General features: G+C 73.7%; 20 protein-coding genes and 1 pseudogene. 10 read left to right on the forward strand and 11 right to left on the reverse strand.

Annotated features, from left to right (window positions below; genetic code table 11):
* Positions 1-26: 26 nt before the first annotated feature.
* The 6 genes from ACIO5E_RS21250 to ACIO5E_RS21275 form a co-directional block, all read right to left on the reverse strand.
* Positions 27-380 carry a DUF742 domain-containing protein gene (locus ACIO5E_RS21250; protein WP_400670001.1) on the reverse strand — a complete coding sequence of 118 codons (354 nt, stop codon included), beginning with the start codon at positions 378-380 and terminating at the stop codon, positions 27-29.
* Positions 377-808 carry a roadblock/LC7 domain-containing protein gene (locus ACIO5E_RS21255; protein WP_400670003.1) on the reverse strand — a complete coding sequence of 144 codons (432 nt, stop codon included), beginning with the start codon at positions 806-808 and terminating at the stop codon, positions 377-379. Before ACIO5E_RS21255 ends, ACIO5E_RS21250 begins: the two co-directional genes overlap by 4 nt.
* Positions 805-2,631 (reverse strand): ATP-binding protein, encoded by a 1,827-nt coding sequence (locus ACIO5E_RS21260; protein ID WP_400670006.1) that lies wholly within the window; start codon positions 2,629-2,631, stop codon positions 805-807. The genes ACIO5E_RS21255 and ACIO5E_RS21260 overlap by 4 nt, the downstream gene beginning before the upstream one ends.
* A gap of 104 nt (positions 2,632-2,735) precedes the next feature.
* Positions 2,736-3,749 carry an MBL fold metallo-hydrolase gene (locus tag ACIO5E_RS21265; RefSeq protein WP_400670008.1) on the reverse strand — a complete coding sequence of 338 codons (1,014 nt, stop codon included), beginning with the start codon at positions 3,747-3,749 and terminating at the stop codon, positions 2,736-2,738.
* A gap of 218 nt (positions 3,750-3,967) precedes the next feature.
* Positions 3,968-4,714: a hypothetical protein gene (locus tag ACIO5E_RS21270; protein ID WP_400670011.1), complete on the reverse strand. Its 747-nt coding sequence runs from the start codon at positions 4,712-4,714 to the stop codon at positions 3,968-3,970.
* A 200-nt stretch (positions 4,715-4,914) separates the two neighbouring features.
* Entirely contained in the window at positions 4,915-5,847 is a 933-nt protein-coding gene (locus ACIO5E_RS21275; RefSeq protein WP_400670012.1) for a GNAT family N-acetyltransferase, read from the reverse strand.
* 279 nt (positions 5,848-6,126) lie between these two features.
* On the opposite strand from ACIO5E_RS21275, the gene ACIO5E_RS21280 reads away from it, so the two are divergent.
* The 3 genes from ACIO5E_RS21280 (at position 6,127) to ACIO5E_RS21290 (ending at position 9,491) form a co-directional block, all read left to right on the forward strand.
* Positions 6,127-7,515: a DUF692 domain-containing protein gene (locus ACIO5E_RS21280; RefSeq protein WP_400670014.1), complete on the forward strand. Its 1,389-nt coding sequence runs from the start codon at positions 6,127-6,129 to the stop codon at positions 7,513-7,515.
* Between the two features lie 38 nt (positions 7,516-7,553).
* The gene (locus ACIO5E_RS21285) at positions 7,554-8,639 is read left to right on the forward strand and encodes a TIGR04222 domain-containing membrane protein (protein ID WP_400670017.1); all 1,086 of its coding nucleotides are present in this window, start codon (positions 7,554-7,556) and stop codon (positions 8,637-8,639) included.
* 69 nt (positions 8,640-8,708) lie between these two features.
* Positions 8,709-9,491 (forward strand): TIGR04222 domain-containing membrane protein, encoded by a 783-nt coding sequence (locus ACIO5E_RS21290; protein ID WP_400670019.1) that lies wholly within the window; start codon positions 8,709-8,711, stop codon positions 9,489-9,491.
* A gap of 90 nt (positions 9,492-9,581) precedes the next feature.
* Here ACIO5E_RS21290 and hemQ read toward each other — a convergent pair whose 3' ends face one another.
* The 3 genes and pseudogenes from hemQ to ACIO5E_RS21305 all read right to left on the reverse strand — a co-directional run bounded on the left by hemQ (position 9,582) and on the right by ACIO5E_RS21305 (position 12,349).
* Positions 9,582-10,316 (reverse strand): hydrogen peroxide-dependent heme synthase, encoded by a 735-nt coding sequence (hemQ, locus tag ACIO5E_RS21295; RefSeq protein WP_400670021.1) that lies wholly within the window; start codon positions 10,314-10,316, stop codon positions 9,582-9,584.
* Positions 10,313-11,743: a protoporphyrinogen oxidase gene (hemG, locus tag ACIO5E_RS21300; protein ID WP_400670024.1), complete on the reverse strand. Its 1,431-nt coding sequence runs from the start codon at positions 11,741-11,743 to the stop codon at positions 10,313-10,315. The genes hemQ and hemG overlap by 4 nt, the downstream gene beginning before the upstream one ends.
* A gap of 34 nt (positions 11,744-11,777) precedes the next feature.
* A pseudogene (locus ACIO5E_RS21305) lies at positions 11,778-12,349 on the reverse strand (Uma2 family endonuclease).
* A gap of 55 nt (positions 12,350-12,404) precedes the next feature.
* Here ACIO5E_RS21305 and ACIO5E_RS21310 point away from each other — a divergent pair.
* Together ACIO5E_RS21310 and ACIO5E_RS21315 are read left to right on the forward strand one after the other, a co-directional pair.
* A complete protein-coding gene (locus tag ACIO5E_RS21310) occupies positions 12,405-12,845 on the forward strand; it encodes a DUF523 domain-containing protein (protein ID WP_400670026.1) in 441 nt (146 codons plus the stop codon).
* A 115-nt stretch (positions 12,846-12,960) separates the two neighbouring features.
* Entirely contained in the window at positions 12,961-13,911 is a 951-nt protein-coding gene (locus ACIO5E_RS21315) for a DUF4349 domain-containing protein (RefSeq protein WP_400670028.1), read from the forward strand.
* Positions 13,912-13,957: 46 nt separating this feature from the next.
* Here ACIO5E_RS21315 and hemE read toward each other — a convergent pair whose 3' ends face one another.
* Entirely contained in the window at positions 13,958-15,025 is a 1,068-nt protein-coding gene (hemE, locus tag ACIO5E_RS21320; RefSeq protein WP_280678311.1) for a uroporphyrinogen decarboxylase, read from the reverse strand.
* Positions 15,026-15,207: 182 nt separating this feature from the next.
* Between hemE and ACIO5E_RS21325 the strand changes: the two genes are divergently transcribed.
* From ACIO5E_RS21325 to ACIO5E_RS21345, 5 genes are all read left to right on the forward strand, one after another.
* Positions 15,208-15,870 carry a DUF3000 domain-containing protein gene (locus tag ACIO5E_RS21325; protein ID WP_400670031.1) on the forward strand — a complete coding sequence of 221 codons (663 nt, stop codon included), beginning with the start codon at positions 15,208-15,210 and terminating at the stop codon, positions 15,868-15,870.
* Positions 15,871-16,189: 319 nt separating this feature from the next.
* The gene (locus tag ACIO5E_RS21330) at positions 16,190-16,915 is read left to right on the forward strand and encodes a response regulator transcription factor (protein WP_280677938.1); all 726 of its coding nucleotides are present in this window, start codon (positions 16,190-16,192) and stop codon (positions 16,913-16,915) included.
* Between the two features lie 164 nt (positions 16,916-17,079).
* A complete protein-coding gene (locus ACIO5E_RS21335; RefSeq protein WP_400670034.1) occupies positions 17,080-18,324 on the forward strand; it encodes a ribonuclease D in 1,245 nt (414 codons plus the stop codon).
* A gap of 228 nt (positions 18,325-18,552) precedes the next feature.
* Positions 18,553-19,797 carry a thiolase family protein gene (locus ACIO5E_RS21340; RefSeq protein ID WP_400670036.1) on the forward strand — a complete coding sequence of 415 codons (1,245 nt, stop codon included), beginning with the start codon at positions 18,553-18,555 and terminating at the stop codon, positions 19,795-19,797.
* A gap of 2 nt (positions 19,798-19,799) precedes the next feature.
* Positions 19,800-21,929 carry a 3-hydroxyacyl-CoA dehydrogenase NAD-binding domain-containing protein gene (locus ACIO5E_RS21345; protein ID WP_400670038.1) on the forward strand — a complete coding sequence of 710 codons (2,130 nt, stop codon included), beginning with the start codon at positions 19,800-19,802 and terminating at the stop codon, positions 21,927-21,929.
* A 73-nt stretch (positions 21,930-22,002) separates the two neighbouring features.
* On the opposite strand, the gene ACIO5E_RS21350 is transcribed toward ACIO5E_RS21345, so the two are convergent.
* Positions 22,003-23,529 (reverse strand): ArnT family glycosyltransferase, encoded by a 1,527-nt coding sequence (locus ACIO5E_RS21350; RefSeq protein WP_400670040.1) that lies wholly within the window; start codon positions 23,527-23,529, stop codon positions 22,003-22,005.
* Between the last annotated feature and the right edge of the window lie 36 nt (positions 23,530-23,565).

Here is a 23,565-nt window from a genome sequence, read left to right on the forward strand (position 1 = left end):
CCACCCGGCTCGGCCGGTCGGCCGGGCTACCGGAGCGCACGGAGTCCAACGAGGAGCCTCTCGACGATGGAGCGGTCGGTCTGCCGGGCGCGGGGGATCGGCGCGCGGGCGCGCAGGCAGCCCGCCTCGACCAGATCGGCCGCGAGGAAGACCGTGGCGCTGACCGGCAGGCGCAGGTGCGCGGCGGCCTCCACCACGGTCAGCGCGCCGGGGCGCAGCAGTTCCCAGAGCCGGTGGTGTTCGGGTTCCAGTTCGCGCGGCGGTTCAGCGCGGTCCGCGAACAGCACGGTGAGCCGGTCGAAGCCGGCGGTGCCGGGGCGGGTGCGGCCGCCGGTGGCCAGGTAGGCGGGCACCATCCGCCTGCGAGGTACGGCGGTCATGATCGGGCGGTGCTGTCCTGCTGCCGGGTCGGACTCGCGAGGGCACGGCCCAGGGCGGCGACCTGCACCTGCATCTGGTAGGCCACGTTGCCGAGTTGGGCCTCCGGGGAGGTGAACACGGCGAGTGAGGTGTTCTCCCCGGCCGGGACGACGACGGCGTAGCCGAGGTCGGACTCGACCACGGTCTGGGCCAGCCGGGGCCGCTCGGTGTCGGTGAAGGCGCTGGTGAACGCGCGGGCGGCGGCGTGCACGGTGGCGGTCATCGCGGCGACCCGCTCGGCAGAGGCCCGGTCGAGCCCGTCCGAGGCGCCCTCGACGAGGCCGTCGCCGGTGGCGATGACCGCGTGCAGCACCCCCGGCAGCTCCAGCAGCGGGGTCAGCACCCACGAGATCTCGTCGGTGGTGGTCGGGCTGGGCGTGCTGCTCACTGCTCGGCTCCTTCAGGGGTCGGGGCGGGCGGGCGGCCGGTGGTGCGGGCACCGGTGTCGCGGGCGGCCGCGGGCGGGCCGGGCTCGCCCGTCGTGCCGGTCCCGCCGTCCGGGCTGGTCTCGTCGGTCGTACGGGTCTCGTCGGTCGTACGGATCTCACGGGCGGCCCGGGTCACGGCGGCCCGGCCGGAGCCGGTGCCCTGCTGCAGTGCCTGCCACTGCTCGGCGGCCCGCTCGGGCGTCCGGACCGGCGGCTCGGCCGGTGCGGCGGACGGCCGGGCGGCGGCCTCGGGAGCGTCCGGGCCGTCGGCGGGGAGCGGACGGCGGCGGCGCCGGCTGGGCAGGCCGGTGCCGTCGTCGGCCGGGTCGGCGGGGCCGGCCGACGCGTCGGGCACCACGTGGATGGCGGGCGCGGGGTGCGGGCCCGGCTGGTTGTGCCGGTCGGCGAGCGCGGGCGGACCGTCGCCCTCGTCGGCGTCGCGCATCGGCGGGACGGCCTGGACGGTGGGCGCGGGGGCCGGGCCGGCGCCGGCCCGCAGCGGCAGCGGGGTGAGCACCGACAGCTGCTGCTCGTCGTCGACGACCGTCACCAGCGCGGCCGGGATCCGCAGGAGGGTGCGCATCCCGCCGTACGGCGAGGGCTCGATGTGGCAGGAGAAGCCGTACTGGCGGGCCAGCTTGCCGATCACGGCGAAGCCGGTCTTGGGCGGGTTGCCGAGTTCGGTGAGCAGGACGTCGGGCGGGCCGGCCAGCAGTCGGCGGGCCCGGCGCAGCTGGTCGTCGTCCATGCCGATGCCGCTGTCGTCGATGATCACCAGCGCGCCGCGGCCGCCCTGCTGGACGGTGACCGGGATGTCCGTCTCCGGATGCGAGTAGGCGGAGGCGTTGGCGAGGAGTTCGGCGACGGTGATGGCCAGCGGCTCGGCGGCCCGGGCGACCACGGCGAGCCGCTGCTCCCGCAGGTGGTTGGCGACCTTGATCCGGGCGTAGCCGGGCACCCGGGAGAGCGCGCCGACCACCACCTCGGCGAGCGGCGAGTCGGTGCGGGCCAGGCCCGGCCAGGCCTCGCAGAGCACGGCGACGGTCTGGATCCGGCGCAGCGCGACCTCGTTGCGGAAGTCGACCTCCAGCAGCCGGGGGTCGTCGTTGTCGTCCTGGAGCTGCTGGACCAGGCTCTGGATCTGGTAGAGCAGGGTCTGGATCCGGGAGGTGGCGCCGCGCATGGCGGCGCGGGCGGCGGCGTCGACCCGCTCGCGCTCGTCGGTGAGGGCGGCGGTGGTGGCATCCAGGACGGACTGCAGCGCCCGGACCGCCTCGGGGCCGACGGTCTGCGGGTCCAGCGGGCCGACCAGCGGGGCGTTGGCGTGGCTGAGCCGGACGGCCGTGGCGGCCACCCGTTCCTGGGCGAGGTGGCCGATCTCTGCGAGCAGGGCGGCGGTGTGCGCCTCGACGGCGGCGAGCCGCCGTTCGGCCTCCTCGGCCCGGGTGCCCGCGGCGGCGGCCCGCTGGTCGGCCTCCCGGGTGGCGTCCTCGGCGGCGCGGCCGCGGCTCTCGGCCTCCCGGCCGCGCTCCTCCGCGGCCCGGTAGCGGCTCTCCGCGTGGCGGGTCTCCTCGACGGAGCGCCGGGCGGCCTCCTGTGCCTCGCGCAACTGCTGCTCGGCGCGGGCCAGCCGGCCCTCGGCGGCGCGGGCGCGCTCCTCGCCGTGGCCGCGGGCCGTCTCGGCGGCGACCGCCCGGGCGAGGGCCCGGGCCCGGCCGCGGGCGAGCAGGGCCGCCGTCGCGGCGGCGACCAGCGCCAGGGCGATCAGCGCGATCTGCGTCATCGAAGTCCTCTGGAATCCTCAGGGGGTCCTGGCCGGTGGGCTGCTGCCGCGGCCGGACGGGTGGCGGTCCGGACCGGGCGCGGCGGGCGGTCGGTCCCGGGCGGTCAGTCCCGGACGGCGGCGCGCGGACGCGGGATGCGGGCGGCGTCCTCGGCCAGTTCGCGGGCCACCAGGGCGACCTCGCTCATGGCCTCCAGGACGTTCGGCACCTCGGTGCCGTCCAGGTGCCGGTACTCGGCGGCGATGGTGAGCACCAGGCGCTCGGGCAGGCCGAGTTCGGGGTGCCGCTGCTCGGCTATCACCCGCCGGGCGGCGTCCAGCGCGGGGAGCCCGGCGGTGTGCAGGGCGTGTGCGCGCTCCCGGACGTACTCCAGGTAGGCGATCTGGGCGCGGACGCCGTCGCGGTCGAGCACCGGGCCGTGGCCGGGGACGAAGATCTCCGCGCCGGTGGCCAGCACCAGCTCGCAGGCGGCGATCACGTTCTCGAGCGGGCCGGCCCAGTGCACCGGGTGGTCGCCCGGGTACTCCGGGGTCGAGCCGAAGATCACGTCGCCGGTGAACACGGTGCGCTGGTACGGGAAGTGGACGATCAGGTCGCCGCCGGTGTGGGCGGCGGGCAGCCCGGTCACCTGCACCGGGTACTCCCCCACCCGCAGCTCCAGCTCGCCGGTGAAGACGGTGTCCGGGTGCACGGGCGCGGTGGCGGACCAGTCGAACCGTCCGAAGTGCTCCCGGAGGTAGCCGCCGAGCGGGGAGTCCGGGTCGCCGCCGACGACGAGCGCGTGCTGCTGCTGCGGGGTGGGCTCGTAGTGGATGTGCTCCAGCGCCTCGCGGGTGGAGATCACCTCGGCGTCCGGGACGACCCCGGCGCCCCACAGGTGGTCGCCGTTGGCGTGGGTGACGATCACCCGGTCGACCTCGACCCCGGCCGGCAGCAGGCGGCGGCTGGCGGCCAGGAACTCCCCGGCAAGGGTGGGGTCGTAGGGGGTGTCGATCCAGAGCGCGGTCTTCGCCGAGGCCAGCAGCCCGCAGTTGGCCAGGCCCCAGCCCCGCTTCGGGGGGAGCCACACGTACAGGTCCTCGGCAATCGCGCTCACGTTCGCACGGTTGATCGTCATGTGCGCGATTATGCCCATACCGTGTCAGGAGTGGGGCAAAACCTGTACGACCGCCAGGAGTTGCTGCCCCAGACTCTCCCGAGCTGTCCGGTTTCACCCCTGGTGGTCGAGACCAATCGTCTCAATGTTCGGGATCGTCCGTGGACACCTTGAGTGCCCGGACGCCCCGCCCGGCGATCTGGGCAGGGGCCGGGACGGAGACCAGGGCGGGGCCCGACTCAGGGCGTCGGCAGGATCCGGCAGACCTCGACCGTGACGTCCACCGTGTCCAGGCCGATCACCCGCCCCTCGACCGCGACGAATCCTTTCTCCCCGGAGCGGAAGATCGCCGCCAGTGGCGATTGCCGGCCCGCCGCGGCCAGCGCCTCCACCGCCATCGCGGACCCGAATGCGAACACCCCGCAGAGCACGATGCACGGCGCCTGCCGGGGCGTCCGGGTCACGAAGATGAAACCGTGGTCCCGGATCAGCTCCCCGGCCGTGTTGTACAGCGACTCGAAGGTCATTCCGCCCCAGCGGGCGCGGGCCTCGTCCGGGTACTCGATGCCGAAGTCCGGGAACACCGCGTCCAGGACGCCCCGGGAGTAGGAGTTGACGCCCGGGCCGCCGATCGAGAAGGTCGGCATCCGCGGGTCCTGCGCGCCGGCCACGACCAGTTCGATCGTCGCCTTCCGGTTGACCTTCCGCAGCAGGTCCGTCAGCTGCGCTATCGCCCTGGCCTCGGCCATCGGCATGAACAGCACGTTCTTCGGCCCCCGACTGGTCAGCTGACAGCCGTCCACGGCGAAGGCGAACTCCTCGACCTCGATGCTCGGCGTGATGATCTGCACCCGGCCGTACGGGGCGAGCATGGCCCGGAGGAAGCCGTACTGCAGGAACAGCCGGGTGCGGGCGAGGGAACGGGCCGCGAGGAAACCGATCACGGCCGGAACCGAGGCGATCAGGACCTGAAGCAGGATCTCCATATCATTCCCCCGGGGGAAGACTCGGCCACGAACTGTGTGCCCTCAGGTAAGTCCCCGCCGACGGACCGGAATACCCCCGTTACCGCACCCCGAACACCCCCACCGGCACAATTCCCCGCCGCCCTCCCGGGGAATATCCTCAACCGATCCGGCTCCGGCCATTCCGACGTACCGTCACATCCGCGTGCCGGGTGGCGACTTCAGGCGCCCAACCGCTTGATCCCCTTGAACTCCCCGGCACAGCGCTCGTACCCCAGCCACGCGTTGATCGCGAGCATCGGTGCGTTGGTCGCGTCGTTGGCGGTGTACGCGTGCCGGACACCGGCCGCCGCGGCCAGCCGCAGCGACTCCAGCTTGGCCAGCTTGCTCAGGCCCCGCCCGCGGAACTGCCGACGACAGGCGGTGAATCCGGACCAGTACAGGCCCCGTCCGTCGGTCTGCGCGATGGTGAACGCGGCCGGTTCGCCCTCCACCACGGCGACCGTGGTCAGCGCCTGGTCCAGGTCCGGCCGGTTCCAGACGCCCTGCCGCCAGTCCTCGTACTCGGTGGCGTCCAGCACCACCTCGCCGGGCTCGTCGCGGCTCGCGTCCTCGTCGATCACGAAGAGCGGGAGCGGGTCGTCCGCCCAGTCGGTCCCCGGGCGCAGCTCCACGCCGGCCGGGAGGACGGGCGCCTGCGGCAGCGGCAGCGTCAGGTCCCGTCCGGAGAAGTAGCCCTGTCGCCCGATCACGAAGCCCCGGGCGGCCGCGAAGGCCAGCGACCCGGGTGCGTCGTCCACCCAGCCGTGCACCTCGGTCACGCCGCGCTCGGCCAGGTGCCGCTCGGCGGCCGCGAGCAGACCGGTGAACGCGCCGCGCCGCCGGGCCTCGGGCAGCACGCTGCCGTTGGCGTAGCCGACGCCCACGGTCGTCGTCCCGACCGCCACCGCGCAGCGGACCGAGCCGACCACCCGGCCGTCCAGTTCGGCGACGAAGGTACGGAAGTGCTCGCCGGGCAGCTGCCGGTCGTTCATCCAGACCAGGTTCTCGGCGGTCATCACCAGGTGCTCGCGCCCGGCCCGGTGCGCGGCCACGGCCGCCTCGGCGTCGTCGGGGCGGAAGTCACGGATCGTCAATGAGGTCTTCGAAGTCATGGATTCGCACGCTATCCGCGGTGGGCCGTCCGCCGCTGCGCATTTTCCGGCGGCGGGCCCGCCGTTGTGGCACCCCACCTGCGGCAACGTCCGGGTCCGGGGACTAAAGTCCCTCATCACCAGGACGGCAAGCTCAAATAATGCTCTGAGATGACCGGGTGAGGCTTGGCAGCCACCCCGCCCGGGGACATCCTCAGCAGCACGGCCGCGCGGTCCTGGCGACGACGCCCGCACCACCCGACGGCCCTCCCCACCCAGCCCTCCGAAGGGGGCGAACCGATGACCTCCCCTGCACTGGAACTGCCCGCACGGGCAACCGCCGGCCCCGCCACCGCGGACCGGACCGCGGCGGAACGGACGACCGTGGACCGGACGGCCGCGGACCACGCCGCCGCGAACCGTCTCGGTGTCGGCCTCGGCTGGCGCGCGGAGATCGACACCGTGGTCGAACGCCAACCCGGCCTGGACTGGGTCGAGGTGGTCGCCGAGAACATCTGCGCCGACCACCTGCCCGAGTCCCTGACGGTGCTGCGCGCCCGCGGCGTCACCGTCGTCCCGCACGGCGTCGCGCTCGGCCTCGGCGGCGCCGACCTGCCCGACCCCGCCCGGCTCGCCCGGCTCGCGGAGACGGCGCTCGCGCTCGAATCCCCGCTGGTCACCGAGCACCTGGCGTTCGTCCGGGCCGGCGGCCTGGAGGCCGGCCACCTGCTGCCGGTCCCCCGCACCCGGGACTCGCTGCGGGTCATCGCCGAGAACGTCCGGATCGCCCAGGACCAGCTCCCGGTCCCGCTCGCCCTGGAGAACATCGCCGCCCAGCTGGCCTGGCCCGACGACGAACTGACCGAGGGGCAGTTCCTCGCCGAACTGGTCGAGCGCACCGGCGTCCGGCTGCTGATCGACGTCGCCAACCTGCACACCAACCGGGTCAACCTCGGCGTCGACCCGGCCGCCGAACTCGACCGCCTGCCGCTGGAGGCGATCGCCTACGTCCACGTCGCGGGCGGCACCCTGGTCGACGGGGTCTGGCACGACACGCACGCCCACCCCGTCACCGAACCGGTGCTGGACGTCCTGGCCGAACTCTGCGCGCGGATCGCACCACCCGGCGTCCTGCTGGAGCGGGACGCCGCCTTCCCGCCGCCCACCGAGCTGGCCGGTGAACTGGACGCCATCCGCCGGGTGCTGGAGGGGAGCACCCGGCGGATGGGCAACCTGCCCACCCGCGCCGAGCCGAAGGGCACCGGGACCGAGCGCCCCGGAGGCGAGTGCGCGACCGGCACCGCCCGCGCCCGGCTGGCACGGCGCCAGAAGGAGCTGCTGGCCGCCCTGGTGGCCGGCGGCCCCGTCCCGCCCGGCTTCGACCCGGACCAGGTCCGCGCCCAGTCCACCGGCCTGGCCACCAAACGACGGGACACCGTCGCCAAGGTGGTCCCCGACCTGCCCCGCCTGCTCGGCCCGCAGTACGGGCCGCTGTTCCTCGGCTACGCCCGCCGGCACCCGCAGACCGTCGGCTACCGCGCCGACGCCCGGGCCTTCGCCGCCTGGGCGCTGGCCGACGGCGGCCCACTCGCCGCCGACCGCCGCCGGGCCCTGGAGCAGTGGCTCCACCCGGCCCCCGAGCGGCCGACCGGCCCGCTCGCCCGTCTGCGCCAGGCCCTGCGGCGCTGAGTACCCGCCTTCACCGCACACCTCGGGGGAACCCGCCCATGTGGCACAACAGCTACTTCGTCATCCCCGCCGTCCTGCTGGCGGCGGCCGCCCTGTACGCGACCCGGACCAGGCAGCGGATCGGCCACGTCCGGTACGCCCGGGGCCTGCCCGGCCGCGGCCTGCCGCTGATGGACACCGCGTTCCTGTCCGGCGGCCCGGGCCGGGTGTTCGACACCGCCCTGGTCCGGATGCACCTGGCCGAGCGGGCCGTGGTCAACCGGGCCGGCCTGGTCACCCTCATCGGCCACAAGCCGTACGAAGCCGTCGACCAGGCCATCCTGGAAGCCGTCGGCCCGGGCGGCAGCCGTGAACTCGCCCCGCTGCGCCGCGCCGTGATGCGCTCCGCCGCCGTGCAGGAGATCGGCGACCGGCTCGCCGACCGCGGTCTGATGCGCCGGCCCGAGCGGCTGCGGCGGGCCCGCACCGCCCGGCGCCTGCTCTGGCTCGCGCTGCTCGGCGTGGTCGTCTTCACCGTCCTCGCCTACGTGCTGGACGACGGCGGCGCCGGCTCCGACCGGCCCGCGGTGTGGATCCCGCTGCTGCTCCTGTTCATCGGCGTGGTCAGCCTGCTCGTCACCCCGGCGGTCGAGGGCCGGATCACCCCGGCCGGGCAGCGCCAGCTCTCCCTGATGACGGTCGGCTCGCCGTGGACGCCGAGCGCCGGCCTGTCGCCGAAGATGACGGGCGGCGTGCTGCTGGGCGCCCTCGCGCTCGGCGGGTTGGCCGCCGCCGGGCTGGAGAACGACGAACTGCAGGAGGTGATGCTGGCGGCCGCCCAGGAGGAGGCGGTGAAGTCGGCCGCCGCGAGTGCCTACTCCTCCTCGACGAGCTCCTCCTCGTCCGGCTCGTCCAGCTGCTCCAGCTCCTCCGGTTCCTCCTGCGGGGGCGGCTCCGCGGCCTGGTGCGGCTCCTCCGACTCCGGCTCCGGCTCCCACTCCTGCGGCGGAAGCGGCAGCAGCTGCGGCTCCAGCTCCAGCAGTTGCGGCTCCTCGTCCTCCAGCTGCGGGTCCTCGTCCTCCAGCTGCGGCTCGTCCTCGTCGAGTTGCGGGTCGAGCTGCGGTGGCGGCGGCTGCGGCTCCTGACGTCACAGTTCGGTATCGCGGTCCGGTAAGCCGTTCCCCGCGCCGTCGGCCCAGGCATACAACAAGCCCATGTGGTTGCTGTTCCTGATACCGGCGTGTGTCGCCGCGGTCCTGTCCTGCATCCGGCTGGTCCGGACGACCGCCGCCGCCGACGCCCTGGCCGAGGCGGACGGGATGCGGCCGCCGGAGGCCGTCGGGATCGGCCTGTACGAGACGGCCTACCTGGCCGGCGGCCCGGGCCGGGTGGTCGAACTCGCCCTCGTCCTGATGGCCGGCCGGGGCCGGCTGCACCTGGCGCACACCGGCTGGACCACGGTGGTCGACCCCAAGGGCCGCAGCCGCCTGGAGCGCGCGATCATCACCACCGTCGGCCCCGACGGCCAGTGCCGCACCGACGAGCTGCGCCGGGCGATGGCCGAGCACCCGACCGTCCTGGAGATCGGCGCCCGGCTCTCGCTGGCCGGCCTGGCCACCCCGGCCCTGATTCAGCGCAGCACCGTCCTGGTGGTCCGGCAGGTGCGGCACGCGCTGCTGCTGTCGCTGCTCCTGCTGGCCGCCGCGCTGGCCCTCAGCGGCTTCACCGGCGGTGACGCCCTCGCCCCGCTCGCCTGGTTCTCCCTGCCACTGGTGCTCACCTCGGGCACCCTGCTGATGGCCCGGGTCGACGTCTACCCGTACACCCGCTGGGCGTCCCCGGTCGGCCAGGAGGTGCTGCGCGAGGTCCGCCCGGCCCGCCAGCGCGGCCTCGCCGACGACGAGGAGCGCGAACTGCTCACCGCCGTCGCCATGAACGGCCCCGCCGTCCTCCCCGACGCCCGCCTGCGCGCCGCTCTCCGCCCGCACCGGACCTGACGGCACCGCGCCGGACGCACCGGACTCACCGGGCGTGACAAACGGAACGGGGCCCGCCGAAGCGGACCCCGTTCCCCGGCCCCGAAGTGGTCAGGCCAGGCCGTTCAGCAGCTCGCTGACCGGCTTGCGGCGACCGGTGAAGAACGGCACCTCCTCGCGGACGTGCAGCCGGGCCCGGGAGGGGCGCAGGTCGCGCATCAGGTCGACGATGCGGTGCAGCTCGTCAGCCTCGAAGGCGAGCAGCCACTCGTAGTCGCCGAGCGCGAACGAGGCCACCGTGTTGGCCCGCACGTCCGGGTAGCCGCGGGCCATCTGGCCGTGCTCGGCGAGCATCGCGCGCCGCTCGGCGTCCGGCAGCAGGTACCACTCGTAGGAGCGGACGAACGGGTACACGCAGACGTAGTCGCGCGCGCGCTCGTCGGCGAGGAACGCCGGGATGTGCGACTTGTTGAACTCGGCGGGGCGGTGCAGCGCCATGTTCGACCAGACCGGCTCCAGCTGGCGGCCCAGGCCGGTGCGGCGGAAGCGGTTGTACGCCTCCTGCAGGTCGTCCGAGTCGTCGGCGTGCCACCACACCAGGATGTCGGCGTCCGCGCGCAGCCCGGACACGTCGTACGTGCCGCGCACCGTGACGTCCTTCGCGGCCAGCTGGGCGAACAGCTCGTCCACCTCGGCGGCCAGGGCGCCGCGGTCCTCGGGCAGCGCGCCCTTGAGCTTGAACACCGACCACATGGTGTAGCGGATGACCTGGTTCAGGTCGCGCGCCTTCTTCTTCTCGGGCTGCTGCTCCGGCTGCTCCGGCTGCCGCTCAACGGTCTCAGTCATGCGCCCATTGTCCTCTCCGTGGAACCTTCCCCGGTCGCCGGGGCCAACAGTTTGTCGAGGGCGGCCACCGCGGCGGCCGCCGAGCCGATGCAGGCCGGAATGCCCACTCCGTCGTACGCGGCGCCACACAGCGCCAGTGCCCCCACCCGGGCCGCCGCCGCCCGCACCCGGGCCACCCGGTCCAGGTGGCCCACCGGGTACTGCGGCAGACCGGCCCGGAAGCGTGAGACGGCGGTGCCGTACGGCCGGGCGGTCAGGCCGATCGCCTCCCCGAGGTCCGCCAGCGAGCGGGCCACCAGCTCCTCGTCCGGCAGCGCCAGCGCCTCCTCCTCGCGGTAGCGGCCCAGCGAGGTGCGCAGCAGGAACGCGTCCGGGGCGGAACGCTCCAGCCAACCCCACTTGTTGGAGGAGAACGTCGACGCCTTGATCCGCCGCCCGTCCACCGGCGGCACCAGGAACCCGCTGCCGACCGGCACCTCGGCCAGGTCGGCCCGGCGGAACGCCAGGGTCACCAGCGCCATACCCGCGTACTCGACGGTGTCCAGCTCGGCGGCCGCCGTCGGCGCGTCCGCGCGCAGCAGCCGGGCCGCGGCCGGGGCCGGGGCGGCCAGCACCACGGCGTCCGCGTGCAGCACCTCACCGCCGGTCACCACCCGCCAGCCCTCGGGGGTGCGGCGCAGCTCGTCCACCGGCGCGTTCGTGCGCAGGTCCACGCCCGCCTTCACGCAGGCTGCGGCGACGGCCTCCGGCAGGGTGCCGAGGCCGCCGTGCAGGCCCTGGAACACCGGGGTGCCGACCACCTTCGGCCGCGAGGCCAGCTCGTGCACCCCCTCGACCAGCGAACCGCCGCCGCGGGCGATCGACAGCAGCTGCGGTACGGCGGCGCGCAGCGAGATCTCGTCGGCCCGCCCGGCGTAGACGCCGCCCAGCAGCGGCTCGACCAGCCGGTCCACCACCTCCCGCCCCAGCCGGTCGGCGACGTAGCGGCCGATCGCCACGTCGTCCCCGACCTCGGTGGCGCCCTCGTGCCGGGCCCGCTCCAGCCCCTCGGCGGTGAGCACCCCGGAGGCCGCCAGCGCGTCCAGATCGCCCGGGACGCCCATCACCTGCCCGCCCGGCAGCGGGCGCAGCGCCCCCCGGGTCCAGATCGACGCCTTCGCGGTGGTCGGCGGCTCCAGCCGCTCCGCCAGCCCGACCGCCCGCGCCAGCTCCACCGCCTCCGGCCGCCGGGCCAGCATCGACTCGGCCCCCAGGTCCACCCGGACCCCGCCGACCTCGCCGCCCCACAGCTTTCCGCCGACCCGCTCCGACGCCTCCAGCAGCGTCACCCGCGCCCGCACCGGCCCCCCGGCCGCCCCGCTCAGAAAAGCGGCCGCAGCCAGCCCCGCGATCCCACCACCGACGACGACGACCTGTGCATCCGACATGCCTCGCAGTCTCGCAGGTCTTTACACCGACGCCTCAATCCGCCAGCGCGTTCAGGTCGATCATGATCGGGAACGGCACCAGGCGTTCAAGCGTCCCCCGGAAGATCCGGCGGGCGCGTATGCAGAGGTCGCCCGGTCCAGCTCGTAGACGTGTACGGCCGGCCGACCGGCCTCCTCTTCCTCGACCACCCAGTAGTGCGGGATACCCGCCTCGGCGTACTTGCGGACCTTGACCGTGCGGTCGCGGTGTGCGGACTCCGGCGACACGACCTCGACGGCGAGCAGGACCTCGTCGGGAGTGAACTGCGTGCGTTTCCCCTCAAACTCGGCTTTGACGATGAGAACGTCCGGCTCGGGTCGGTTTCGCTTGTCGAGCTTGATCGACATCTCCCGCCCGACCCTGGCACCCGCCGGCACCTGGGCACTCAACGCGAGCTTCAGGTTGTCGACAACCTCGCCGTGCCACCAACGCCGCGGGGACATCATGAAGACCAGTGCTCCATCGATCAGTTCGGTGTGCCGCGGCGCCTGCGGCAGGTGGTCGAGGTCATCGGCAAACCAGCCCTCGTCTCTGGGCGCGTACATCCAGTCCGGCAGCTCGCTCATGCTCCCAAGACAGCGAGTTCCGAGGCCCTGCGAGCCGCTGCTTAGGCTGTGTGGCATGGAACCGATCGTGGTGAGTGCGTGTCTGGCCGGGGTGCCGTGCCGGTACGACGGACGGGCGAAGACCTCCCCGGGCGCCGTGCGGCTGGTCGAGGAGGGGCGGGCCGTCGTGGTGTGCCCGGAGGGGGCGGGCGGGTTGCCGACGCCGCGGCCCCCGGCGGAGATCGTGGGCGGGGACGGGGCCGACGTGCTAGACGGGCGGGCGCGGGTGGTGGACGCGACGGGGGCCGACTGCACGGCGGAGTTCGTGGCCGGGGCCCGGGCGGCGCTGGCGGCGGCCGAGGCGGCGGGCGCGCGGCGGGCGCTGCTGATGGCGCGCAGCCCGTCCTGCGGCTGCGGCCGGGTGTACGACGGGACGTTCACCGGGGAGCTGCGCCCCGGGGACGGGGTGACGGCGGCGCTGCTGCGGCGGGCGGAGATCGAGGTCGCGACCGGGTAGCGGCGGGTCCGGCCCGCCGCCGAGCCGTGATCGAGTCGCGATCTCCCGGTGGGGTCCGTTCGGCCCGCCCTCTCGTCCAATGAGGAGATCTGCCAACGGACTTGGGGAGGGCCCGATGAGGGGACGAAGAGCGGGAGCAGGGGCGTCGGCGGCGGTGGCGGTGGCCGTCCTGCTGCTCGGGGGGTGCGGCGCGGGGGGCGAGCGGGATGCGTCGGCCGGCTCGGCGGCGGGGAAAGGGGACGCCGCCGCACCGGCCGCACCCGCGGCCGCACCGAGCGCCGCCGCGGCGGCTCCGACCGCGGGCGCGGGCATCACGCCGGTCGCGGACAACCGGCTGATCGCGTACACCGCGCAGTTGGCGCTGCGGACCGGGGACGTCGCCCAGGTCCTGGCGAAGGCCAGGGAGTTGGCGACGGCCACGGGCGGCTACGTCAGTGCCGAGTCGGTCTCCGGTGCGACCGGGGGCGAGGGCACGGCGGGCGGCCAGCTGACCCTCAAGATCCCCTCGGCCGCCTACCAGCAGACGCTGGACCAGCTGGCCGCGCTGGGCGAGGTGGTGTCCCGGAAGAGCCAGGCGGACGATCTGACCCAGCAGGTCGCGGACGTGGCGAGCCGGGTGCAGACCCAGCAGGCGAGCGTGGAGCGGGTGCGGGCGCTGATGGCGCAGGCGAAGTCGCTGAGCGAGGTCACCACGCTGGAGGCCGAGTTGAGCCGCCGCGAGGCCGATCTGGAGTCGCTGCAGAAGCAGCAGAAGGAGCTGTCCGCCAGGACCTCGCTCTCGACCGTCACGCTGGACGTGCGCCGGGAGGCTGCCTCACCGACGCACGCCCCGGCGCCGCCGAGGGACGGCGGGGGCTTCGGGGCCTCGGTCGGCTCCGCGCTGGGCGGCGGCTGGCACGTGCTGGTGACGGTCCTGCGCGGGCTGGCGGTGGGGATCGCGGCGGTGGCACCGTTCCTGCTGGTGCTGGGCGTCCCGGCGGCGCTGGTGTCCCGGGTGTGGCGCCGGCGCCGCCCGGCGGCCGTGCTGCCCCCGGAGCCCGGCCCGGAGGAACCGGACGAGGACTGACCGCGCCGGTGGCGGCCCCGGACAGGGGGCCGCCACCAGGGGGCTGTCAGCGGGCGCTGGCCTCGTGGACGAAGGCGACGAGACGGGAGAGCGCGTCCGGGTCCATGGACGGCAGGACGCCGTGGCCGAGGTTGAAGATGTGGCCGCTGGTGCCGAGCGCCTGGGCGGCGTGCAGGACCTCGCGGGCCTTGGTCTCGACGACCTTGGTGGGGGCGTACAGCACGGCCGGGTCGAGGTTGCCCTGCAGGCCCTTGCCGGGGCCGACCCGCTCGGCGGCGACGTTCAGCGGCACCCGCCAGTCGACGCCGACGATGTCCGCGCCGGCCTGGCCCATCAGGCCGAGCAGCTCGCCGGTCCCGACGCCGAAGTGGATCCGCGGCACGCCGTAGTGGGCGACGGCGTCGAACACCTTGGTGCTGGACGGCATGACCGAGCGGCGGTAGTCGTCGGGGGCGAGCGCGCCGACCCAGGAGTCGAAGAGCTGGACGGCCGAGGCGCCGGCCTCGATCTGCACCTTCAGGAAGGCGGAGGTGATGTCGGCGAGCCGGTCGACCAGGGCGGCCCACAGCTCGGGCTGCCCGTACATCATGGCCTTGGTGTTCTCGTGGTTCTTGGACGGCCCGCCCTCGATCAGGTAGCTGGCCAGGGTGTACGGGGCGCCGGCGAAGCCGATCAGCGGGGTGGTGCCGAGCTCGTCCACCAGCAGGCCGACGGCCTCGGTGATGTAGGGGACGTCGTCGGGCTCCAGCGGGCGCAGCCGCTTGAGGTCCTCGGCGGTGCGGATCGGGTCGGCGATGACGGGGCCGATGCCCGGCTTGATGTCGACGTCGATGCCGACGGCCTTGAGCGGCACCACGATGTCGCTGAAGAAGATCGCCGCGTCCACCTGGTGCCGGCGCACCGGCTGCAGGGTGATCTCCTTGACCAGCTCGGGCCGCATGCAGGACTCCAGCATGGGGATGCCCTCGCGGACCTTCAGGTACTCGGGCAGCGAGCGGCCGGCCTGGCGCATGAACCACACCGGGGTGTGCGGCACCGGCTCGTGCCGGCAGGCGCGCAGGAACGCGGAGTCGTGCGCGGCGCCGCGGCGCGCGGGGGTGGGCGGGCCGTCGATGGTGGCCGCCGTGGTGTCTGCCGTAGTCTCGCTCACGGTTCAAATCTTCGCATGCGCCTCGGGGCGGCTTTCCCGGCCGGTCTCGTGGGTTCCTCCAAGATCTGACCGGGTTTGCTGTTCCGGCACGCCGCTCGGACGGAAGTTGCGGCGTTAACCGAAGTTTTCGACCTAGTCTTCGGGTCATGGCAGCGGTCGGCGGGCACCCCGCGCAGGGTGGCGGAGCAGGTGGCGGAACAGGTCGGGAGGGGGCGCCGAGCGAGTTCCGGGCCGCCGTGGAGGCCCTCGACGGAGTACGGCTGCGGCCCGAGATCCAGCTCTCCCCCGCGCCGGCCCCGCGCCGGCTCGCCCCGTACGCCTTCGCGGTGACCGCCTCGGTGGAGGTGGACGGCGAGGAGTTGGCGGACGGCCGGCTGGTGCTGCTGTACGACCCGGCCGGGCAGGAGGCCTGGAACGGGGACTTCCGGGTGGTGACGATGACCCGGGCGGAGCTGGAGCCGGAGATGGCCGGCGACCCGATGCTGTCGGAGGTCGGCTGGGCCTGGCTGCTGGACGCGCTGCAGGCGCACGGCGCCGGGTACGCGGAGCCGTCCGGCACGGTGACCCACTGCGCCTCGCAGTACTTCGGCGCGCTGGCGGAGCGTCCGTCCTCGACCGAGATCGAGATCCGGGCCTCCTGGACGCCGGCCGACGGCCGGTTCGAGAGGCACCTGGCGGCCTGGGGGGATCTGCTGTGCATCAGCGCCGGTCTGCCGCCGGCCGCGCCGGCCCCGCAGGCGCCGGCCGACGGGCCGTCACTCGGTGGGGTGGTCCCGATGCCCGCGCGACGGCGTCCGCGTTCGCACTGAGGAGTGGCGCACGGGCCGGGCGACACCCCTCGGCCCGACGCCACCCCCAGGGCTGACGGAGTGTGACTTCGACCTCGATCTGCGTCAATTAACCGGTCGAAGACGATCGATCAGCACCGGATCTGATCGATTTTGTGCGAATACGGGACATGTCCCATCACTCATATGCGCGATTTGTCCGTATTGTTACTCACTAGATCGTGATCATTCGCTAAAGCCGGGCACGGTAGCTGCCGAAGCAGACTGTGACCCTTTCCGAACGCGGAACACTCCGACCGCCCCCTCGGGGTTCCGTCCGCCACTCCCCGCAGGAGGCCTGGTGTCGGTCCTTCTTGAGCACCCCGCAAACGTGGTCGCCTACCGGCCGACCAAGCCCACCGCCATGGTGGTCATCGCCGATCCCCGCGTCCGAAACACCGTCACCCGTCACCTGTGGGCGCTAGGCGTCCGGGACGTGATCGAGGTGTCGTCGATCGCCGAGGCCCGCCCACGGGTCTCCACCCCGCGCGACATCTGCGTCGCCGACGTGCACCTGCCGGACGGCTCCGGCCTGACCATCCTGGCCGAGACCCGCGCCGCGGGCTGGCCCAACGGTCTGGCCCTGTCCGCCGCCGACGACATCGGCGCCGTCCGCAGCGCGCTGGCCGGCGGCGTGAAGGGCTACGTCGTCACCGGCACCCGTACCAACGTCGCGATGCCCGGCCGCCCGGGCCTGCCGCTCGGCGCCGCCGGGCTGGCCGGACGGATGCGCCGCCCCGGCATGCCGGGCGTGCCGGGCGCCGCCGGTGCGCCGGGCGCCCACGGAGCCCCCGGTGCGCCCGGTGCTCCGGGCGCGCAGCAGTCCGCCTACCGCGAGCTGTCCGGCCGCGAGGTCGAGGTACTGCGGCTGGTCGCCGAGGGCCAGTCGAACAAGGCGATCGGCGTGGCGATGGGCCTGTCCGCACTCACCGTCAAGAGCCACCTCGCCCGGATCGCCCGCAAGCTGGGCACCGGTGACCGCGCCGGGATGGTCGCGGTCGCGCTGCGCACCGGCATCATCCACTGAGTCCCCGAACGGGCCCGCCACGGCGGTCGAGGAGGAACGTTTCCTCCTCGACCGCCGTCGGCGTGTGCCGCAGCCACCCGTCCGGCCCCCGCAGCGCGGTCATGGACCCGGTCTGACCAGTCCGACAACACTCCCGGCCGCGAGGACCGTCGTACCCTTGGTGGGTGACCGACGCCGTAGCAGCCATCCCAGAAGAAGCAGCCCCGGTCCCGCTCCTCGAACCGAAGGAGGGGATCCCGCCCGTCGTGGCGGACGAGCAGGCGCTGGCCGCCACCGTCGCCGCCTTCGCCGCGGGCACCGGACCGGTCGCCGTCGACGCCGAGCGGGCCTCCGGCTACCGCTACGGGCAGCGCGCGTACCTCATCCAGCTGCGCCGTACGGGCGCCGGCACCGCGCTGATCGACCCGATCGCCTGCCCCGACCTCAGCGGCCTGGGCGACGCCCTCGCCGACACCGAATGGGTGGTGCACGCCGCCACCCAGGACCTGCCCTGCCTGGCCGAGGTCGGAATGAGACCCCGGCGGCTCTTCGACACCGAGCTGGCCGGACGGATCGCCGGCTTCGCCCGGGTCGGCCTCGGGCCGATGACCGAGAACGTGCTCGGGCTGAGCCTGGCCAAGGAGCACTCGGCGGTGGACTGGTCCACCCGCCCGCTGCCCGAGCCGTGGCTGCGCTACGCCGCTCTGGACGTCGAGGTGCTGGTCGAGCTGCGCGACGCACTCGAACAGGAGCTGGACGCCCAGGGCAAGCTCGGCTGGGCCCTGGAGGAGTTCGCGGCGATCGCCGCCGCGCCGCGGCCGGCCCCGCGCACCGACCCGTGGCGCCGCACCTCGCAGCTGCACAAGGTCCGCCGGCGCCGCCAGCTGGCCGTGGTGCGCGAGCTGTGGCTGGCCCGGGACCGGCTGGCGCAGGAGCGCGACGTCTCGCCGGGCCGGGTGCTCTCGGACGCCGCGATCGTCAACGCCGCGCTGGCCATGCCGCTGAACATCGCCGCGCTGCAGGCCGTCCAGGGCTTCGGGCCGCGGGTGCACCGGCGCCAGCTGGAGCAGTGGCTGGCAGCCGTCCAGCGGGGCCGGGAGGTCCCGGAGAACCAGCTGCCGCCGGCCGCCGCGCCGCACGACGGGCCGCCGCCGCCGCGGGCCTGGGCCGAGAAGGACCCGGTGGCCGCCGCCCGGCTGTCCGGGGCGCGCGCCGCGGTCGCGGACCTCGCCGAGCGGCACAACCTGCCGGCCGAGAACCTGATCACCCCGGACCTGGTCCGCCGGGTCTCCTGGGAGCCGCCGGCCGCTCCGGACGCCGAGGGCGTGGCCGCCGCGCTGCGCCGGCTCGGCGCCCGGCAGTGGCAGGTGGACCTGGTGGCACCGGCGGTGGCCGCCGCCTTCACCGAGGCCGCGGCCGCACAGGCCTGAGCGAGCCCACCCGGAAGGGGGCACCGTCCTCGCGGCGGCGCCCCCTTCGGCGTGTCCGGGGCGACCGCGCCGGTCGGACGTGTCGCGGGACACACGGTCCGAACCCTCCGAGGGGCCTGGGCAGGCTGGTTACCGACCGGTAGCATGACGGTGAAGCGGCGCCGCTCGGATCTTCGCCGGCGGCAGCCTGCCCACCTCGAAATGTTGGTCCCTGGGAGGAGAGCCCCCGTGCCTCGTACCGTGAGGGACGTCGTCTTCGTCGATGGCGTCCGCACCCCGTTCGGCAAGGCCGGCCCGAAGGGCATCTACCACGAGACGCGCGCCGACGACCTCGTCGTCAAGTGCATCCGGGAGCTCGTGCGTCGTAACCCGAACCTGCCCGTCGAGCGCATCGACGAGGTCGCCGTCGCGGCCACCACGCAGATCGGTGACCAGGGTCTGACCATCGGGCGCACCGCCGCCCTGCTGTCCGGCCTGCCCAAGTCCGTCCCCGGCTACGCGATCGACCGCATGTGCGCCGGCGCGCTGACCGCCGTCACCACCACCGCCGGCGGCATCGCCTTCGGCGCGTACGACGTGGTCGTGGCCGGCGGCGTCGAGCACATGGGCCGCCACCCGATGGGTGAGGGCGTCGACCCGAACCCGCGCTTCGTCTCCGAGAAGCTGGTCGACGAGTCCGCCCTGTTCATGGGCATGACCGCGGAGAACCTGCACGACCGGTTCCCGCACCTGACCAAGGAGCGCTGCGACGCCTACGCCGTGCGCTCGCAGGAGAAGGCCGCCAAGGCGTACGCCAACGGCGACATCCAGCCCGACCTGGTGCCGATCTCGATCCGCAACACCAACCCCGAGGTCGGCGAGACCGGCTGGGGCCTGGCCACCGTGGACGAGCCGATGCGCCCGGGCACCACGATGGAGAGCCTGGCCGGTCTGAAGACCCCCTTCCGCCCGCACGGCAACATCACCGCGGGCAACTCGGCCGGTCTCAACGACGGCGCCACCGCCTCGCTGCTGGCCGCCGAGGACGTCGCCGAGGAGCTCGGTCTCCCGGTCAAGATGCGCCTGGTCTCCTACGCCTTCGCGGGCGTCGAGCCCGAGGTCATGGGCATCGGCCCGGTGCCGGCCACCGAGAAGGCGCTGGCCAAGGCCGGTCTGACCATCGACGACATCCAGGCTTTCGAGATCAACGAGGCCTTCGCCGTCCAGGTGCTGTCCTTCCTGGACCACTACGGCATCGCGGACGACGACGAGCGGGTCAACCCGTACGGCGGCGCGATCGCCTTCGGCCACCCGCTGGCCTCCTCCGGCGTGCGCCTGATGAACCAGCTGGCCCGCCGCTTCGAGCAGCGCCCGGACGTCCGCTACGGCCTCACCACGATGTGCATCGGCTTCGGCATGGGCGGCACCATCATCTGGGAGAACCCGCATTGGAGCGGGGCGGAAAAGTCGTCCGAGTTCGAGGGTGGTAAGTGAGCATGAGCACCACTACTGAGCTGCTGCAGCACGGCGCCGAGCTGTTCCCGGGCGAGGTCGTCACGACCGCGCACGTGCGCCACCTGGACCTGCCGCTGCAGGCCGGCCGGCTGGCCCTGATCACCCTGGACAACGGGTTCGACCACACCAAGCCGACCACCTTCGGCCCGGGTTCGCTGCTCAAGCTGTCCGCCGCACTGGACCAGGTCGAGGCCGAGGCCGCCGAGGGCGAGATCGTCGGCGTCGCGGTCACCGGCAAGCCGTTCATCTTCGCGGTCGGCGCCGACCTCAAGGGCGTCGAGATCCTCAAGGAGCACGCGGACGCGCTGGCCATCGGCAAGGGCGGCCACGAGGTCTTCAAGCGGATCGCCGCGCTGCCCGTCCCGTCCTTCGCGTTCTACAACGGCGCGGCGATGGGCGGCGGCGTCGAGGTCGGCCTGCACGCCACCTACCGCACGGTCAGCGCGGGCGTCCCGGCGTTCTCGCTGCCGGAGGTCTTCCTGGGCCTCGTCCCCGGCTGGGGCGGCTGCACCCTGTTGCCGAACCTGATCGGCCCCTCGAAGGCGATCAAGGTCATCATCGAGAACTCGATGAACCAGAACAAGCAGCTCAAGGGCAAGGACGTGTTCGAGCTGGGGATCGCCGACGCGATCTTCGAGCCGGCCGACTTCCTGGAGCAGTCGCTGCTGTGGGCCGCCAAGGTCCTCAAGGGCGACGTCGTCGTCGAGCGCGAGGAGATCGACCGCGGCAAGGCCTGGGACGACGCCGTCGCCTGGGGCCGCCTGGTCGCCGACGCCAAGGTGCACGGCGCCGCGCCGGCCGCCTACAAGGCGCTGGACATCATCGCCCAGGTCAAGGACTCCGACCTGCAGGCCGGCTTCGACGCCGAGGACGCGGCCCTGGCCGACCTCATCATGAGCGGCGAGCTGCGCAGCGGCATCTACGCCTTCAACCTGGTGCAGCGCCGGGCCAAGCGCCCGGTCGGCGCGCCGGACAAGTCGCTGGCCCGCCCGGTCACCAAGGTCGGCGTCGTGGGCGCCGGTCTGATGGCCTCGCAGCTGGCGCTGCTGTTCGCCCGCCGTCTGGAGGTGCCGGTGGTCCTCACCGACATCGACCAGGAGCGCGTCGACAAGGGCGTCGGCTACGTCCACGCCGAGATCGACAAGCTGCTCGGCAAGGGCCGGATCGGCCAGGACAAGGCCAACCGCCTCAAGGGCCTGGTCAGCGGCTCGCTCGACAAGGCCGCCGCCTTCGGCGACGCGGACTTCGTGATCGAGGCCGTGTTCGAGGAGATGGGCGTCAAGCAGGCCGTCTTCGCGGACCTGGAGAACGTGGTCTCGCCGACCTGCGTGCTGGCGACCAACACCTCCTCGCTGTCGGTCACCGAGATGGCCTCGAAGCTGAAGCACCCCGAGCGGGTCGTCGGCTTCCACTTCTTCAACCCGGTCGCGATCCTGCCGCTGCTGGAGATCGTCCGCGGCGAGCAGACCGACGACGCCTCGCTGGCCACCGCCTTCGGCGTCTCGAAGAAGCTGAAGAAGACCTCGGTGCTGGTCAAGGACGCCCCGGCGTTCGTGGTGAACCGGATCCTGACCCGCTTCATGGGCGAGATCCAGACCATCATCGACGAGGGCACCCCGATCGCCACCGTCGAGAAGGGCGTCGAGCCGCTCGGCCTGCCGATGTCCCCGATCGTGCTGCTGGAGCTGGTCGGCCCGGCCATCGCGCTGCACGTCTCGGAGACCCTGCACGGCGCGTTCCCGGAGCGGTTCGCCGTCTCCGAGAACCTCGGCAAGGTGGTCAAGGCCGGCAAGCGCGGCTTCTACACCTGGGTGGACGGCAAGCAGGTGCTCGACCCCGAGGTGCTGGAGCTGCTGTCCTTCGGCGACACCGTGCTGACCGAGGAGCAGGTCCTGACCCGCGCCCTGGAGGCCGTGGCGCAGGAGATCGGCCTGATGCTGGAGGAGGGTGTCGTCGCCGAGGCGCAGGACATCGACCTCTGCATGATCACCGGCGCCGGCTGGCCCTTCCACCTGGGCGGGATCACCCCGTACCTGGACCGTGAGGGTGTCTCGGAGCGGGTGAACGGCAAGCGCTTCCTCGCCCCCGGCGTGGCCTCGGTGCCCGCGTAGGGCGCAGCGGTACGAACGCCGGAGCCCCGGTGACCTGGTCCAGGTCACCGGGGCTCCGGCGTGTGCGGGGCGGTCAGTGCTTGAGGCGGTAGACCACGGTGTCCGCGAAGACGCCGACCATCTCGTAGTGGGTGTCCAGCAGGTTCTCGATCCGCGGAACCATCCCCGGCTGGTACGGGGCGATGCCGGAGTCGTCCACCACGACCTCGGGCAGGTTGTCGGCGAGCTCCTTGTCGAAGGTCTGCCAGGCGTTGCTGACGCTGAACTGCTCGCCCACGTTGGGGTTGCCGTCCTTGCCGCCGCTGTAGTTGGTCAGGAAGCCGGCCGTCAGGTAGCGGGTGGCGGGCTTGCGGTCGGCCAGCCAGTACAGCTCGGGGTGCATGCCCCAGACCAGCACGGTGTCCTTCGGGCTGGTCTGGGCGGCGACCGCGGTGGCGACCTCGGTGGTGCGGTCGAGCCGCTCACCCGGCCAGGCCAGGGCGAGCGCCCAGAAGACCGTCGAGGCGACCGTGGTGTACACCAGGACGGGCTTCCAGCGGACCGCCGAGGTGGCCACCGCCCCGGTGCCCAGCAGCACCAGCGGGGGGATCAGCTGCAGGTAGTAGTGGCCGAAGAAGTGGAAGCCCACGCTGACCGCGACGACCGAGGAGGCCAGCCAGACCCAGAGGTCGGCGGTGGAGCCGTGCTCCTCCCCGGCGACCGGCAGCGGGCGGTGGCGGTACTTGAGCCAGAGCCGGCGCCCGACCGGGAGCAGGAAGCCCAGCCCGGCCGCGACCAGGATGGCCGAGTTGCCGAGCGCGCGGCCGGTCATCTGCAGCCAGGCGCCGCCGAAGGAGGCGTAGTCCCCACTGCCGGTGACCACCCAGAACAGGAAGCCCTTGGGCTTGGTCAGGATGACCGCGACCAGCGCTATCGGCAGGGTGAAGCCGAAGCCGATCTTGAACAGGGCGGGCGGCCAGCGCACCCCGCGCCGGCGGGCGTCCTGGAACAGCATCCAGAGCACCGGCAGCAGCACCGCGCCGCCGGTCTGCTTGGTCAGCGAGCAGAGCGCCACCGCGATGCCGGCGGCCAGCCAGCGGCGGCGCTCGGCGTACCGGAAGGCGGCCACCATCGCGGGCAGCATGAAGACCTCGAAGGTCGCCGCCTGGGTGTCCTCCGGGGAGAGCCCGATGGAGACCAGCAGGTAGAGCAGTCCCGCGCCGGCCCCGGCCCGGTTGCCCCAGCGGCCGCGGGCGAGGGAGGCCAGCAGGATCGCGGTGCCCAGGTGGGCGACCACCGCCAGGGTGCGCAGCGGCCACAGCGAGGCGGAGCCGAAGACCGCGAAGCAGGCCTGGTAGAGCCAGGGCAGCAGCGGCGGCTTGCGGTCCACCACGGTGTCGTACAGCACGCCGCCGTCGGCCAGCATCCGGGCCTGGGTCGCCAGGAACCCCTCGTCGGGGCTCCAGACGGGCCGGGCGAAGGAGGGGATGTGGGTGAGCAGCGCGACCAGCGCGAGCACCGGCACCAGCCTGGTCCAGTACCCGGTCAGGACTTGGGTACGGACACGCTCGGGCAGGCGCTCGGCCAGTCCGGCGAGGCGGAGGCGGGTGGGGGTGGGCACGGGTGACAACCTACCCGGCGGGATCGGCGCGGGCCG

This window comes from Kitasatospora sp. NPDC087314 (genome assembly GCF_044744365.1).
Lineage (GTDB): Bacteria > Actinomycetota > Actinomycetes > Streptomycetales > Streptomycetaceae > Kitasatospora.